Genomic DNA, 13,803 nt, shown 5'->3' with positions numbered 1-13,803 from the left:
TTTCACCGGCCCCGGGCCTCAGCCCCAGTCGCGGCCCTGCCGGCCGCGCTTGGTCTCGGCGCGCTGCTTCTTCTCCCGCAGCCGGCGCTCGTTGATGCCGCGCGGGATGCGGGTGGCCCTGCGGGGCTTGGGCGGCGGGGCCGTCGCCTCGGCGAGCAGCGCGGCGAGGCGGACGGCGGCCGTCTCGCGGTTGCGCCACTGGGAGCGGTGCTCCGAGGCCCGTACGGTCAGCACGCCGTCCACCAGCCGGGAGGCGAGGCGTTCCAGGGCGCGGGACTTCCACACCTCGGGCAGCGCCTCGGTCGCGGCGAGGTCGAAGAGCAGCTCGACGCGCGAGTCGGAGGTGTTGACGTGCTGGCCGCCGGGACCCGAGGAGCGCGAGAAACGCCACTGGAGCTCGGCCTCGGGCAGCGAGACGGAGCCGCGGATCTGATACGGACCTGACATGTGTCCATGTTCGCCGCGACGGGCCCGGACCGTCATCCTGTTTTCACGCCTCCGGGAACCGTCGGGCGGTCTGCGGCGTTTCTCCGGGCGAAGACAGCGTGTGAACCACGATGAAAGGGACTTCCCATGGCAGTGAGCCTCTCCAAGGGCGGCAACGTCTCCCTCACCAAGGAGGCGCCGGGTCTGACGGCCGTCACCGTGGGCCTCGGCTGGGACGTCCGCACGACGACCGGCACCGACTTCGACCTGGACGCCTCCGCGATCGGCGTGGACGCCGCCGGCAAGGTCGCCTCGGACGCCCACTTCGTCTTCTTCAACAACAAGGCGACCCCGGACCAGACCATCGTCCACACGGGTGACAACCGCACCGGCGAGGGCGGCGGCGACGACGAGCAGATCAACGTCAACCTCGCGGGCCTCCCGGCCACCGTCGACAAGATCGTCTTCCCGGTCTCCATCTACGACGCGGTCGCCCGCTCGCAGAACTTCGGCCAGGTCCGCAACGCGTACATCCGCATCGTGAACCAGGCCGGCGGCGCCGAGATCGCCCGCTACGACCTCTCCGAGGACGCGGCCGTCGAGACCGCCATGGTCTTCGGTGAGCTGTACCGCAACGGCGCCGAGTGGAAGTTCCGCGCGGTCGGCCAGGGCTACGCCTCCGGCCTCGAGGGCATCGCCCGCGACTTCGGCGTGAACCTCTGACACCCACCGGGTGATCCCCCGAGCCCCGGCCGGTCTCCCGACCGCCGGGGCTCTACCCTTGCCGCGTGATCGTCGAGACCCTCGCGCCCAGGGCCCTGGAGGACGGCGCCGCGCTGCCCGGGCCGCTGCTCACCGAACTCACCGCGCTGTACGCGTCGAACCGGGAGTTCCAGCAGCTCAGCGGCGACTTCCCGGACCCGGACGACATCCGGCCCGAGCAGGTCGCCGCCGCCCTCGCCGACGAACTGGCCCAGCCGGGCGCCGAGGTGCTGCTCGCCCGCTCCGAGGGGCGGCTCGTCGCCGTCGCCGTGACGCTCGCCCGCCACCCCGACCCGGCCGACCCCGACCCGTGGCTCGGCCTGCTGATGGTCCACGGCGGCGCGCACCGCTCCGGTTTCGGCCGCCGCCTCGCCGGCCGCGTCGAGGACGGCTTCCGCGCCCGGGGCCGTACCGGCCTCAAGCTCGCGGTCCTGGAGAACAACCCCGGCGCCCTCGCCTTCTGGACCTCCCTCGGGTACGAGGAGACCGCCCGCCGCCCCGACCTGGCCCACGGCCGTCCCTGCCTGGTCCTGCGCAAGGCCCTGACCCCCCGGGACACTCCTTAGGGATTCGCGGGCCGGTCCTCGCCGTACAGCCAGACGTCCCACACCGCGTCCAGGTCACGTCCCGCCACCGTCTCGGCGTAGGACGTGAAGTCCTCCGTGGAGGCGTTGGCGTGCCGGTACTTCGCGGCCCAGCCGCGCAGCAGCTCGTCGAAGACCTCGTCGCCGACCGCCTCCCGCACCTTGTGCAGGACCATCGCGCCGCGCTGATAGACGGGCGCGCTGAAGAGGTTCTCGGCGGCGGGCGGATCGGCGGGCGGGAAGGCCCAGTTGGCCTCCTCGGCGAAGGCGTCCTCGAAGCTGCTCCGGGCCGGGACGTCCTCGTGGTCCTCCGCGTACAGCCACTCGGCGTAGGTGGCGAAGCCCTCGTTGAGCCAGATGTCCTGCCAGCTCTCGGGGGTGACGGAGTTCCCGAACCACTGGTGGGCCAGTTCGTGGACGAGGGTCGGGCGGTCGAAGGAGGAGGCCGGGAAGACGGGCCGGGTCTGGGTCTCCAGGGCGTAGCCGAGGAGCCCGTCGGTGGTGACGACGGCACCGGCCGCGCCGAAGGGGTAGGGGCCGAAGCGTTCCCGCTGGTCGGCGAGGAGCGCGGGCAGTTCGGCGCGGAGCGCGGCGGTGTCGGCGGCGAGCGAGGGGTCGACGGCGGTGACGACGGGGACGTCGCCGAGCGCGGTGCCGGTGGTGGTCTCGTACCGGCCGATCATCGCGGTGGCCAGGTAGCTCGCCATCGGCTCGGTCTGGCGCCAGACCGTGCGGGTGCGGTCGCCGGAGACGGGGGCGGCGGAGACCTTGACGCCGTTGGAGAGCGCGGCCAGGCGGGTGGGGGCGGTCAGCGCGATCTCGTAGGACGCCTTGTCGGAGGGGTGGTGGTTGCCGGGGAACCACGTCATGGAGCCGGCCGGTTCGCCGACCGCGACGGCTCCGTCGGTGGTGTTCATCCAGCCCTCGGTCGAGCCGTCGGGGTCGGTGAGCGGCTCGGGCACGCCGGAGTAGCCGACGGTGACGGTGAACTCGTCGCCCCGGCGCAGTTCGTCGCGGGGGCGGAGGGTCAGCTCGTCGCCGGCCCTGTTGACGGAGGCGGGCACGCCGTCGACGGTCGCCTCCGCCACGGTGAGGCCGGCGAGGTCGAGGTTGAAGGCGGAGAGGTCCTGGGTGGCGCGGGCGGTGATCCGCGCGGTGCCGTCGAGGCGGCCGGCGGCCGGGTCGAAGGCGAGGTCGAGGGCGTAGTGGCTGACGTCGTAGCCGCCGTTGCCGAGCCGGGGGAAGTACGGGTCCCGCACCCCGGACGCGCCGGGCGTGCCCCGCACCCCGCCGGCCGCCGGGGTGCAGCCGCCGGCGAGGAGGGCGAGCGCGGCGAGGGCCGCCACCGTGACGGCGGCGGCCCCGGGGAACCGTCCGGTCCGGCCGGCCTCGATCACCTCGGTCACGTACGTCACGCGCTTCACGCACTTCACATACGGATCCTAGACAAGCCGGACAGAAGGTGACGGTGAAGGCGCCCGCCGGGGGGAGCCGGGCGCCTTCACCGGTCGGTGGAACACCCCCGCGGGGTGTTACTTCGCCAGCTCGGCGACACCGGCGCGGGCGAACTTCTCGTCCAGGTCGCCGGAGGGGGCGCCGGCCACGCCGATGCCGGCGATCGGGCCGCCGTTGGCGGTGACGGGGGCGCCGCCGCCGAGGAAGAGGGTGCCCGGGATGTCCTTCAGGTTCGGGGCCTGCTCCAGGCGCTTGGCGAGCTCGGAGGTCGGGGCGTTCCAGGAGACGGCCGTGAACGCCTTGCGGACCGCCGACTCGTAGGACTGCGGGCCGGCGCCGTCACCGCGCAGGGTGACGACGGTGTTGCCGTTGCGGTCGACCACGGCCACGGAGACGCGCTGGTTCTCCTTCTCGGCGGCCTCCAGGACGGCCTCGGCGGCGTCGGTGGCGGCGTCGATGGTGAGGTGGGTGGTCTGGCGCAGGTTGCCGCGGTCCGCGTCGGCCTTGGCGACGGCGGCGGGGGCGGCGGCCGGGGCGGTCGCGTTCGCCGAGACGGCGCCGAAGGTGCCGGCGGTCAGGACGGCGGCGGCGGTGGCACCGAGAACGAGCTTCTTCTTCATGAGGGGCTCCCGAGGAGGTCGTGGCGGACCTGACCGGTCCGGTGGATGAGGGCGTCGACGAGTCGGTGAGGAGGTCCGCGACGGGGCCGGTCGGGCGGCCTCCGAGGAGGGCGTCTCCTTCGCTCTGCCTCCATCCTGGGTCCGCTCCCGGGCCCGCACGGTCGACGGTCCGGCTGCCCTCCCGGCGCGCACCGGACGATGCCCGGGTCAGCCGATCGGCTGATGCCGGTGTGGTCCCCGCGGGTCAGCATGGATACGGGGACCCGGGCCGGCACGGTCGCACCGGACCGGCGACCGGGCGGGAGCCCGCGAAGGAGGCGAGACGGTGGACCGGACCGACCCGAACGCGCGGCACACCCCGGACCGGCCCGGGCGGCGCACCGCGCGGCCCGTGGACGCCGGGCACGGCCCCGACCCGCGCGGCCGGGCCCACGACCCGGACGCCGGCTGGCTCGCGCGCGTCATGCACGTGGCGTTCTTCCTGCTGCTCGGCGCCTCCCTCGCGCGCTTCCTGCTGCGCCACGAGTGGGAGGACCGCAGCCCCTGGATCATCGCCCTCAGCGGCGCGCTCGCCGCCCTCTACCTGCTCGGGCCGGTCCTCGGCACCCGTGCCACCCCGCGCCGGACCGCCTGGCTGTGCACGGTCGTCGCCGTGTGGGTGCTGCTCGTCGTCCTCGCGCCCAGCTTCGCCTGGTGCGCGGTCCCGCTCTTCTACACCGGCCTGCGGACCCTGCCGGCGAAGGCCGCGATCGTCCTCGTCGCCCTCCTCACCGCCTTCGTCGTCTTCGCCCAGGTGCAGCTCTCGCACGGCGGCTGGGACCCCAACCTGATCGTCGCCCCGCCGGCCGTCGCCGCGATCGCCACCGGCGTCTTCGTCCACGCCGACCGGCAGGCTGCCCGGCAGCGGGCCCTCATCGACGACCTGATCCGCACCCGGCGCGAACTCGCCGCGATCGAGCGGCGCGAGGGCACCCTCGCCGAGCGGCAGCGGCTCTCCATGGAGATCCACGACACCCTCGCCCAGGGCCTGTCGAGCCAGCAGATGCTGCTCCAGGCCGCCGACCGCACCTGGGACACCGACCCGGGCACCGCCCGCCGGCACGTGCGGACCGCCGAGTCGATCGCCGAACGGAACCTCGCCGAGGCCCGCCGCTTCGTCCACGACCTGGCCCCCGCCGACCTCGCCGAGGGCGGCGGCCTGGAGCAGGCGCTGCGCGGGCTCGCCTCGCGCGAGTCGGCCGCCTTCCGGGTCGACGGCACACCCGTGCCGCTGCCGGACCGCGCCCAGTCGGCGCTGCTGCGGATCGCGCAGGGCGCGCTCGCCAACATCCGCGAGCACGCCGCCGCCACCTCCGCCGCGCTCACCCTCACCTACCTCGACGACCAGGTGGTCCTGGACGTCGCCGACGACGGCAGCGGCTTCGACCCGGCCGCGCCCCGCGCCGACGAGGGCGTGCGCGGCCACGGTCTGCCCGCGATGCGCGTGCGCGCCCGGCAGCTGGGCGGCACCCTTACGGTGGAGTCGACCCCCGGCGAGGGCACGGTGCTCTCCGCCGCCATCCCCCTCGCACCCCCCGCGGAGGCCCGCCCGTGACCGTACGCATCCTCCTCTGCGACGACCACGTCGTCGTCCGCGCGGGGCTGCTCGCCCTCCTCGGCTCCACGCCCGACATCGAGGTCGTCGGGGAGGCCGGCAGCGGCGAGGAGGCCGTCGCGATGGCCGCGAAGCTGAAGCCGGACGTGGTCCTGATGGACCTCCAGCTGGGCCCCGGCATCGACGGGGTCGAGGCGACCCGCAGGATCGCGCCGACCGGCGTCCACGTCCTCGTCCTCACCACCTACGACACCGACGCCGACATCACCCGCGCCATCGAGGCGGGCGCCACCGGCTACCTCCTGAAGGCGGAGCGGCCGGAGGAGCTGTTCGCCGCGATCCACTCCGCCGCCCAGGGCCGCACGGCCCTCTCCCCGCCGGTCGCGAGCCGGGTCATGGACCGGATGCGGGGCGCGGCGGGCCCGACCCTCACCGACCGGGAGCGGGACATCCTCGGGCAGCTGGCGCACGGCCTCGGCAACAAGGAGATCGCCCGCGCCCTCTTCATCAGCGAGGCCACCGTCAAGACCCACCTGGGCCGCATCTACGCCAAGCTCGGCGTCGACACGCGGGCCGGTGCCGTGGCGGTCGCGAAGGAACAGCGCCTGCTCCCCTGAGGCTGCTACCGTGCGCTGTCGTCCCAGTGCACAGCGTCACGCCTTCGGGGAGCACGTGTGAAGATCGCCGTCGTCGGTGGCGGGCCCGCCGGCCTCTACCTCTCGATCCTGCTCAAGCGCCAGGACCCGTCGCACGAGATCGCCGTGTACGAGCGGAACGCGGCCGGCTCCACCTACGGCTGGGGCGTCACCTACTGGGCCGGGCTCCTCGACAAGCTGCGGGCCGGCGACCCGGAGTCCGCCGCCGCCGTCGCCGACGCCTCGGTCACCTGGACCGACGGGCTCGCGATCGTCCGCGACGAGCGGACCGTGCACCGCGGCGACGCCGGCTTCGGCATCGGCCGGCGCCGCATGCTGGGCCTGCTCGCCGACCGGGCCGCCGAACTCGGCGTCGAGATCGCTTACGAGCACCCGATCGCCGGCCCGGACGCGCCCGAGCTGGCCGGCGCCGATCTGGTCGTCGCCGCCGACGGCGTCCACAGCGTCCTGCGCGAGGCCCACCCCGAGCACCACGGCACCGCCTTCACCACCGGCCGCAACCCCTACATCTGGCTCGGCACCAGCAAGGTCTTCGACTCCTTCAGCTTCGCGTTCAAGGAGACCGACCACGGCTGGATCTGGTGCTACGCCTACGGCTTCAGCGGCGAGCGCTCCACCTGCGTGGTCGAGTGCGCCCCCGACACCTGGACCGGTCTGGGCCTGGACACCATGGGCGAGGGCGACTGCCTGGCGCTCCTGGAGAAGCTCTTCCACGACCTGCTCGACGGCCACGAGCTGATCGGCCGCGACCGGGGTGCCGAACCCGCCCGGTGGCTCCGCTTCCGCACCCTCACCACCAGCACGTGGCACCGGGGCCGGACCGTCCTCCTCGGCGACGCCGCCCACACCACCCACTACTCGATCGGCGCCGGCACCACCCTCGCCCTGGAGGACGCCCTCGCCCTCGCCGACGCGCTCCGCCCCGCCCCCGCCGACCCGGCCGCGCTCGACGCCGCCCTCACCGCCTACGGCAGGCGGCGCCGCACCGCGCTCGTCCCCGCCCAGAGCGCCGCCCGCCTCAGCGCCCGGTGGTACGAGAACCTGCCCCGCTACATGGACCTGGAGCCGGACCGGATGTTCGCCCTCCTCGGCCAGCGCCACTCCCCGCTGCTTCCGTACGTCCCGCCGCAGCTCTACTACCGGATCGACCGTGCCGCCGGCCGCCTGGAGGCCCTGCGCCGCCTGAAGCGCTGGCTGGGCCCGAGGGTCGCCCGAGCGGTCCACCGCGCCTGACGCGCCGGGGCCGTGACACCATCGGGGCGTGCTCGACATCGGCTACTCCCTCTCCCGGCGCTTCCCCGACCCCCCGCAGACCGACTACCGGCGGGCGGACGTGCACGCGCTGCGGCACGACCTCTTCTGCGGGGACGTCTACCTCGCGGACACCAAGGAGGACCGGGAGGTGTCCACAGCCTGGGGATGGGTGCCCGTCCTCGACTTCGCGTGGGCGCTCTGCGACATCGTCGAACAGCTCGACCGCGACCCGCGGGGCAGCCGCGCCTCCCGCCCCCAGTACGCCGAGCTCGACTTCACCGAGTCCTCGGACCGGATGCTCTTCGAGCGCCGCTTCGGGTGGGTCGACGTCGAGGCCGACTGGATGCCCGGCGAGGAGCCGCCGCTCACCTTCTCCCACACCGCGCTCCGCCGCGAGGCCCGCGACTTCCTGCACGACCTGATCGCCGACCTCACCGACATGCACGAGGGCCTCGCCGACAACCCGGCCGTCTGGGACCTCCAGGCCCGCTTCCCCCGCCTGAGGTAGCCCCGCGGCCTCAGTCCTCCACCCGCACCCCCAGCCGCGCCGCGAACACCGGCGCCAGGTCCAGCAGCTGCGCCGAGGAGATCACCGCGCCCGCCAGCGACTCCACCCCGCGCGCGATCTCCAGCCTGCGCACCCCGCGCAGGTCCACGTCCACCAGCTTCGCCCCGGAGACGTCCACCCCGGTCAGCTCGCAGTCCACGAACGCGACCCGCTCCAGCACCGCCCCGCCGAAGTCCGGCTCCACCAGGACGCACCCCTCGAAGACCACGTCCCGCAGGGTCGCCGCCCGCAGGTTCGGATAGTCCCACTTGCCGCCGCGGACCAGCACCCGCTCCCACGCCGAGCCGTGCAGCTGCGTCCCCCCGAACCGCGCCTCCACCACCTCCGCGTCCCGCAGCTGCGCCTGCGCCAGGTCGGTCCCCACGCCCCGTACCGCCTCCAGGCGCGAGTCCAGGAACCTGGCGCCCGTCAGCCGCGCCTCGTCCAGCACGCACTCGCGCACCGCGCAGTCCAGGAACCGCGCGCCCTCCCCCGAGGCGCCCGTCAGATCGAGCCCGGCCAGCTCCAGGCCGTCGTAGTCACCGTCGGGCCCGAGCCCGCCCTCGTACGGCTCCAGGGGCGGCAGCCGCAGCTCCACCCGGCGGGGCGCCCTGGTCTTTCGCTTCATGGGCCCATCGTGGCGCACGCCACCGACAATCCGCCCGGCACCGCGCGACCCGCCCTTGACCTCAAGGAAGCTTGAGGTACGAGGCTTGTGACGTCAGCCCGCGAACGACGTCAGGGGAACCGCCATGCACGCCATCCGCCTCCACGCCTTCGGCCCCGCCGAGAACCTCGTCCACGAGGAGGTCCCCGACCCCGTGCCCGGCCCCGGCCAGGTCCGGATCGCCGTCACCGCCTCCGGCGTCCACCTCCTCGACGCCGCCCTCCGCGAGGGCGCGCCCGGCCCCTTCCCCGCCCCCGCCGCACTCCCCACCGTCCCCGGCCGCGAGGTCGCCGGCACCGTCGACGCCCTCGGCGAGGGCACCGACCCCGACTGGCTCGGCAAGCGCGTCGTCGCCCACCTCGGCATGAACCCCGGCGGCTACGCCGAGCTCGCCGTCACCGACGCCGCCCGCCTCCACGCACTCCCCGACCACCTGGGCGAGGCCGAGGCCGTCGCCATGATCGGCACCGGCCGCACCACCCTCGGCGTCCTCCAGTTCACCTCGCTCGGCCCGGAGTCGGTCGCGATCGTGCCCGCCGCCGCCGGCGGCATCGGCACCCTCCTCGTCCAGTACGCCAAGAACGCCGGCGCCACCGTCGTCGGCCTCGCCGGCGGCCCCGCCAAGACCGCCCGCGTCCGCGAGAACGGCGCCGACCTCGCCGTCGACTACACCCGCCCCGACTGGCCCGCCGAGGTCCGCGCCTTCCTCGGCGACCGCACCGCCACCGTCGTCTTCGACTCCGTCGGCGGCGCCACCGGACGCGCCGCCGTCGACCTCCTCGGCAAGGGCGGACAGCACCTCGTCCTCGGCTGGTCCAGCACCGGAATCCACGACGGCGAACCCCTCACCTACACCGAGGAGGAGCTCACCGCGCGCGGCATCACCTCCGGCTCCGTCCTCGGCCCCGCCATGATCCAGAAGGCGGGCGGCGACGTCCGCGCCCTCGAACTCGCCGCCCTCGCCGCCGCCGCCGACGGCACCCTCCGCCCCGCCGTCCACCGCTTCCCCCTCGCCGAAGCGGCGAAAGCCCACCGCGCCCTGGAGACCCGGGGCACGATGGGCAAGGTGGTCCTGATCCCGTAGCGAGGGCGGCTCAGACGCCGAGCACGTCCCAGGAGTGCGCCTTGAACTCCTTGCGGAACTCCTCGTGGTCCTCCCACATCCGGGCGATGGAGCGCAGCGCGTCCCAGTTGTGCTCCAGCGCCTGATCCACCACCTGGCGCAGCTCCGGCGCCGTCTCCCGCTTCTCCACCAGGCCGGAGACCTGCGAAGCGGCCTGCACCGTGTAGCGCAGCGCCCGCAGGGCCCGGGAGGTGTCGTCCATCCCGAAACCGTGGTCGCTGCCGTTCCCGGGGTCGAAGAGCGGGGTCAGCCGGGCCTCGATGAAATCGGTGATCCGCCGGAAGCGGGCCTCGACGCCCATGTCGTCACCGTGATCGCTGTGGTCGTTGCACATGAGGACTTCCTACACCGTCGCCGGGGCGCCCAGCGCCGCCAGGGCCCCGTCCGTCAGCCGGTACACCGACCACTCGTCCTGCGGACGGGCGCCCAGCGACTCGTAGAAGTCGATCGACGGCCTGTTCCAGTTCAGCACCGACCACTCCAGCCGCTCGTAGCCGCGCTCCACGCAGATCCGCGCCAGCTCGGTCAGCAGCGCCTTCCCGTGGCCGCCGCCCCGCGCCTCCGGACGGACGTACAGGTCCTCCAGGTAGATGCCGTGCACCCCGCGCCACGTCGAGAAGTTGAGGAACCACAGCGCGAAGCCGACCGGCTCGCCGTCCGCGTCCTCCGCGAGGTGCGCGAAGGCCGCGGGCCGCTCGCCGAACAGCGCCTCGCGGAGCTGTTCCTCGGTCGCCCGGACCTCGTCGAGCGCCTTCTCGTACTCCGCGAGGTCACGGACCAGGGCATGGATGACCGGCACATCGGCCGGGGTGGCGGTACGGATCATGGGGTCAGCGTGCCAGCAGTGCCCGGGCGATGACCACCTGGTCCTCGTCCAGCCCCGGCTCGCCGTCCTCCACGTCCCACAGTCCGTTCTGCAGCACCCGCCCCAGCGTCCACGCCAGCGCCCGCTCCCGGTCCAGGCCCAGCCGCTCGGTCAGCAGGTCGAAGCGCCACCGGATCTCCGCCGGATCCGGATTCCACAGGTCCGTCAGCGCCGGCAGCAGCTCGAAGCCCGGATCCCCGGCGAGCGGCTTCGGATCGATCACCAGCCACGGCTCCCGCTCCGCGCCCAGCACGTTGTCGTAGTGCAGATCCCAGTGCAGCAGCCGGTCACCGGGCTCCCCGATCACCTCCCGCACGGCGGCCGCGCAGTCCGCGAGCAGCCCCGCGTCCCCGCCGTCCAGCCGCGCCAGCGCACCGGGCACCTCCGCGAGCATCCCCGCCGCGACGTCGCCGAGCCGCCGCAGCCCGGCCGGCGCCGGCCGGGCGGACAACCGCGCCAGCAGCCCCGCCAGGATCCGCACCGCCTCCCGCTCGTCCCCGAGCCGCGACAGGTGCCGCAGGTGATCGGCCCGTTCGAGGAGCATCGCGCCGGTCCCCGGATCGTGTGCGAGCAGCCGGACCACCCCGTCCCCGTCCCAGGCGCGCAGCGCGACCGGCTCGCCCTCGCTCTCCTCGTCCAGGAGCTGGAGCTTCAGCGCCGCCGGCGTGCCGTCCGCCCGCTCCACCGGCAGCACCAGCGACGCCCAGCCGTGCATCGAGGCCCCGGCGAGCCGCAGCTCCCACCGGTCCAGGAGCTCCCGGGCCAGACCGGGCAGCGAGGCGATGAACGCCCGCCCCGCCTCGCCGTTGTACTTCGCCTGGGAGACGGCGAGTTCCTCGGGTACGTGAATGACGACGGGTCCATGGTCCACACCCCGACCCTACGGCCCCGTCACCCGAGCGCGCCGTCCAATATCCGCCCGAACTCCGCCGCGTCGTACAACCCGGCCCCGCCGTCCAGCGCCTTCCCGTCCACCAGCACCGACGGCGTGCCGCCCACCCCCGAGTCCTGGAACGCCCGCTCCGCGGCCGCCACCCACGCCCGGTGGGTCCCGCCCCGCACCGACGCGTCGAAGGACTCGCTCCGCAGCCCCTCCACCCCGTCCGCGATCCGCAGCAGGTGATCGGTGGTGAACGCGTCCTTCGACTCGCCCGCCGGCTGCGACGCGAACAGCTCCGCCTGGAACGCGGCGAACTTCCCCGGGCCCGCGTCCGCCGCCGCCCGCAGCGCGTTCGCCGCCCGAGCCGACGCCGAACCGCCGGTCCGCCCGTCGAGGAAGGAGGCGACGACGTACTCGATCCTCACCTCGCCCTCGGCGGCCCGCTCCGCGAGCACCGGGCCGGCGCTCGCCTCGAACCTCGCGCAGTACGGGCAGCGGGGGTCCGCGAACACGGTCACCGTGTGCGGGGCGCGCGCGTCACCGACGACGATCTTCGTGCTCTCCGCCCGCGACGGCAGCACGCTCAGCGTCCCCGCGTGCCCGGCGGGCGCCGCCGCGACCTTCTCCGCCGCGTCCGCCGACCCACCCCCGTCCGACGAACACCCCACGGCCGCAAGGCCGATGAGACCCGCCGCCACCGCGGCGGCGAGAGCACGCCGAGTCCTGCGCACAGCCATGGAGGGATCCTTCCGGAGCGACGAAATCCGCACTCCCGAACCTAGGCGCGGCCCCCACCGCCGCCGACCGCCGAAAGACCCGTATCCACAGGACCAACGCCCCCGGTACCCTCCCGCCCACGCACCGGGAAGAGGGACAGGGATGAACAGCAGCACGAGCAGCGCGGGCGGTACGGGCACGGGCGGCCGGGACACGGTCAACGGCGGCATCTCGTTCTGGTTCGCGCAGGAGGGCCTGCCGGACCCCCGCGAACCGCTGCCCGGCGACCGCACCGCCGACGTCTGCGTCGTCGGCGGCGGCTACACCGGTCTGTGGACCGCCTACTACCTGAAGAAGGCCGCGCCCTTCCTCGACATCGTCGTCCTGGAGGCCCGCTTCTGCGGCTACGGCGCCTCCGGTCGCAACGGCGGCTGGCTCTACAACGGCATCGCCGGCCGCGACCGCTACGCCCGGCTGCACGGCCACGAGGCCGCCGTCCGCCTCCAGCAGGCCATGAACGCCACCGTCACCGAGGTCCTCGACGTCCTCGACGCCGAGAAGATCGACGCCGACCAGCACCGCGGCGGCGTCCTGGAGGTCGCCCTCACCCCCGCCCAGCTCACCCGCCTCAAGGAGTTCCACGCCGCCGAACACGCCTTCGGCGAAGCCGACCGCGAGATCTACGGCGCCCGCGAGACCGCCGAACGCGTCCGCGTCGCCGGCGCCGTCGGCTCCTCCTGGACCCCGCACGGCGCCCGCCTCCACCCCGTGAAACTCCTCCACGGGCTGCGCGCCGCCGTCGAGGCCCTCGGCGTCACGATCCACGAGTCGACCCCGGTCACCGGGATCAGGCCCCAGCACGCCGTCACCCCCTACGGCACCGTCCGCGCCCCCTACGTGCTCCGCTGCACCGAGGGCTTCACCGCCTCCCTCGCCGGGCAGCGCCGCACCTGGCTCCCGATGAACTCCTCCATGATCGCCACCGAGCCGCTCACCGACGCCCAGTGGGACTCCATCGGCTGGAACGGCCGGGAGACCCTCGGCGACATGGCCCACGCCTACATGTACGCCCAGCGCACCGCCGACGGCCGCATCGCCCTCGGCGGCCGCGGCGTCCCCTACCGCTACGGCTCGAAGACCGACAACGACGGGCGCACCCAGCCGCAGACCGTCCAGGCCCTGCGCGACCTCCTCGTCCGCTTCTTCCCCCAGCTCGCCGGCGTCGGCATCGACCACGCCTGGTCCGGCGTCCTCGGCGTCCCCCGCGACTGGTGCGCCACCGTCACCCTCGACCGCACCACCGGCATCGGCTGGGCCGGCGGCTACGTCGGATCGGGCGTCGCCACCACCAACCTCGCCGCCCGCACCCTGCGCGACCTGATCCGGCAGGACTCCGGCCAGTCCGGCGCCACCGACCTCACCACCCTCCCCTGGGTCGGCCACAAGGTCCGCAAGTGGGAGCCCGAACCCTTCCGCTGGCTCGGCGTCCAGGCCATGTACGCCGCCTTCCGCGGCGCCGACCACCGCGAGACCACCACCCACACCGCCACCACCGACCGCGTGGCCCGCTGGGCCGACCGCATCGCCGGCCGCTGACCCCACGACGAGGGCCCCGGCCCCCTCACGGGGCCGGGGCCTTCACGCGCACCCGCG

General features: G+C 74.4%; 16 protein-coding genes. 8 read left to right on the top strand and 8 right to left on the bottom strand.

The annotated features are described in order from the left end of the window. Nucleotides 1-18: 18 nt before the first annotated feature. Nucleotides 19-447 carry an alternative ribosome rescue aminoacyl-tRNA hydrolase ArfB gene (gene arfB / locus ACF1BN_RS26810; RefSeq protein WP_376603237.1) on the bottom strand — a complete coding sequence of 143 codons (429 nt, stop codon included), beginning with the start codon at nt 445-447 and terminating at the stop codon, nt 19-21. A gap of 126 nt (nt 448-573) precedes the next feature. On the opposite strand from arfB, the gene ACF1BN_RS26805 reads away from it, so the two are divergent. Then, nucleotides 574-1,149, top strand: coding sequence for a TerD family protein (locus ACF1BN_RS26805; RefSeq protein WP_392334147.1), 576 nt, complete (start codon nt 574-576; stop codon nt 1,147-1,149). 65 nt (nt 1,150-1,214) lie between these two features. Beyond that, nucleotides 1,215-1,754, top strand: a complete 540-nt coding sequence (locus ACF1BN_RS26800; RefSeq protein ID WP_392334146.1) for a GNAT family N-acetyltransferase — start codon at nt 1,215-1,217, stop codon at nt 1,752-1,754. On the opposite strand, the gene ACF1BN_RS26795 is transcribed toward ACF1BN_RS26800, so the two are convergent. Then, nucleotides 1,751-3,169 (bottom strand): M1 family metallopeptidase, encoded by a 1,419-nt coding sequence (locus ACF1BN_RS26795; RefSeq protein ID WP_392334193.1) that lies wholly within the window; start codon nt 3,167-3,169, stop codon nt 1,751-1,753. The genes ACF1BN_RS26800 and ACF1BN_RS26795 overlap by 4 nt on opposite strands. A gap of 135 nt (nt 3,170-3,304) precedes the next feature. Beyond that, on the bottom strand, nt 3,305-3,847 hold the full coding sequence (locus ACF1BN_RS26790) for a heme-binding protein (protein ID WP_392334145.1): 543 nt from the start codon (nt 3,845-3,847) through the stop codon (nt 3,305-3,307). A gap of 463 nt (nt 3,848-4,310) precedes the next feature. Between ACF1BN_RS26790 and ACF1BN_RS26785 the strand changes: the two genes are divergently transcribed. Genes ACF1BN_RS26785 through ACF1BN_RS26770 form a run of 4 tightly spaced genes read left to right on the top strand, consistent with a single transcriptional unit; the run spans nt 4,311 to nt 7,859 of the window. Beyond that, nucleotides 4,311-5,441 carry a sensor histidine kinase gene (locus ACF1BN_RS26785; protein ID WP_392334192.1) on the top strand — a complete coding sequence of 377 codons (1,131 nt, stop codon included), beginning with the start codon at nt 4,311-4,313 and terminating at the stop codon, nt 5,439-5,441. Beyond that, complete coding sequence (locus tag ACF1BN_RS26780; protein ID WP_392334144.1) at nt 5,438-6,058, top strand: response regulator; 621 nt, start codon at nt 5,438-5,440, stop codon at nt 6,056-6,058. The genes ACF1BN_RS26785 and ACF1BN_RS26780 overlap by 4 nt, the downstream gene beginning before the upstream one ends. Nucleotides 6,059-6,115: 57 nt before the next feature. Beyond that, on the top strand, nt 6,116-7,330 hold the full coding sequence (locus ACF1BN_RS26775; RefSeq protein ID WP_392334143.1) for an FAD-dependent monooxygenase: 1,215 nt from the start codon (nt 6,116-6,118) through the stop codon (nt 7,328-7,330). A 28-nt stretch (nt 7,331-7,358) separates the two neighbouring features. Beyond that, nucleotides 7,359-7,859: a hypothetical protein gene (locus ACF1BN_RS26770; protein WP_376599663.1), complete on the top strand. Its 501-nt coding sequence runs from the start codon at nt 7,359-7,361 to the stop codon at nt 7,857-7,859. A gap of 10 nt (nt 7,860-7,869) precedes the next feature. Here the strand turns inward: ACF1BN_RS26770 and ACF1BN_RS26765 are convergent, their stop codons facing one another. Next, nucleotides 7,870-8,526, bottom strand: a complete 657-nt coding sequence (locus ACF1BN_RS26765) for a pentapeptide repeat-containing protein (RefSeq protein ID WP_392334142.1) — start codon at nt 8,524-8,526, stop codon at nt 7,870-7,872. Nucleotides 8,527-8,650: 124 nt separating this feature from the next. Here ACF1BN_RS26765 and ACF1BN_RS26760 point away from each other — a divergent pair, with 124 nt between their 5' ends. Continuing rightward, nucleotides 8,651-9,649, top strand: a complete 999-nt coding sequence (locus tag ACF1BN_RS26760) for a zinc-binding dehydrogenase (protein ID WP_392334141.1) — start codon at nt 8,651-8,653, stop codon at nt 9,647-9,649. A gap of 10 nt (nt 9,650-9,659) precedes the next feature. Here the strand turns inward: ACF1BN_RS26760 and ACF1BN_RS26755 are convergent, their stop codons facing one another. From ACF1BN_RS26755 to ACF1BN_RS26740, 4 genes are read right to left on the bottom strand one after another with little or no spacing between them, the layout of a single operon-like run. Next, a complete protein-coding gene (locus tag ACF1BN_RS26755) occupies nt 9,660-10,022 on the bottom strand; it encodes a hypothetical protein (RefSeq protein ID WP_392334140.1) in 363 nt (120 codons plus the stop codon). A gap of 9 nt (nt 10,023-10,031) precedes the next feature. Beyond that, a complete protein-coding gene (locus ACF1BN_RS26750; RefSeq protein WP_392334139.1) occupies nt 10,032-10,514 on the bottom strand; it encodes a GNAT family N-acetyltransferase in 483 nt (160 codons plus the stop codon). 4 nt (nt 10,515-10,518) lie between these two features. Further along, a complete protein-coding gene (locus ACF1BN_RS26745) occupies nt 10,519-11,424 on the bottom strand; it encodes an aminoglycoside phosphotransferase family protein (protein ID WP_392334138.1) in 906 nt (301 codons plus the stop codon). 20 nt (nt 11,425-11,444) lie between these two features. After that, nucleotides 11,445-12,170, bottom strand: coding sequence for a DsbA family protein (locus tag ACF1BN_RS26740; protein ID WP_392334137.1), 726 nt, complete (start codon nt 12,168-12,170; stop codon nt 11,445-11,447). A 142-nt stretch (nt 12,171-12,312) separates the two neighbouring features. Here ACF1BN_RS26740 and ACF1BN_RS26735 point away from each other — a divergent pair, with 142 nt between their 5' ends. Then, nucleotides 12,313-13,746 (top strand): NAD(P)/FAD-dependent oxidoreductase, encoded by a 1,434-nt coding sequence (locus ACF1BN_RS26735; protein WP_392334136.1) that lies wholly within the window; start codon nt 12,313-12,315, stop codon nt 13,744-13,746. Nucleotides 13,747-13,803: the final 57 nt, after the last annotated feature.

The organism is Streptomyces sp. NPDC014861 (genome assembly GCF_043081625.1).
Lineage (GTDB): Bacteria > Actinomycetota > Actinomycetes > Streptomycetales > Streptomycetaceae > Streptomyces.
Note: the sequence above shows the minus strand (reverse complement) of the source record. Positions and strands in the feature narration are given on the sequence as shown.

Excerpts from the sequence above, each read along its gene's own strand:
- arfB (WP_376603237.1), bottom strand. The coding sequence starts at position 447 with ATGTCAGGTCCGTATCAGATCCGCGGCTCCGTCTCGCTGCCCGAGGCC.
- ACF1BN_RS26805 (WP_392334147.1), top strand. The coding sequence starts at position 574 with ATGGCAGTGAGCCTCTCCAAGGGCGGCAACGTCTCCCTCACCAAGGAG.
- ACF1BN_RS26790 (WP_392334145.1), bottom strand. The coding sequence starts at position 3,847 with ATGAAGAAGAAGCTCGTTCTCGGTGCCACCGCCGCCGCCGTCCTGACC.
- ACF1BN_RS26785 (WP_392334192.1), top strand. The coding sequence starts at position 4,311 with ATGCACGTGGCGTTCTTCCTGCTGCTCGGCGCCTCCCTCGCGCGCTTC.
- ACF1BN_RS26765 (WP_392334142.1), bottom strand. The coding sequence starts at position 8,526 with ATGAAGCGAAAGACCAGGGCGCCCCGCCGGGTGGAGCTGCGGCTGCCG.
- ACF1BN_RS26760 (WP_392334141.1), top strand. The coding sequence starts at position 8,651 with ATGCACGCCATCCGCCTCCACGCCTTCGGCCCCGCCGAGAACCTCGTC.
- ACF1BN_RS26755 (WP_392334140.1), bottom strand. The coding sequence starts at position 10,022 with ATGTGCAACGACCACAGCGATCACGGTGACGACATGGGCGTCGAGGCC.
- ACF1BN_RS26750 (WP_392334139.1), bottom strand. The coding sequence starts at position 10,514 with ATGATCCGTACCGCCACCCCGGCCGATGTGCCGGTCATCCATGCCCTG.
- ACF1BN_RS26740 (WP_392334137.1), bottom strand. The coding sequence starts at position 12,170 with ATGGCTGTGCGCAGGACTCGGCGTGCTCTCGCCGCCGCGGTGGCGGCG.
- ACF1BN_RS26735 (WP_392334136.1), top strand. The coding sequence starts at position 12,313 with ATGAACAGCAGCACGAGCAGCGCGGGCGGTACGGGCACGGGCGGCCGG.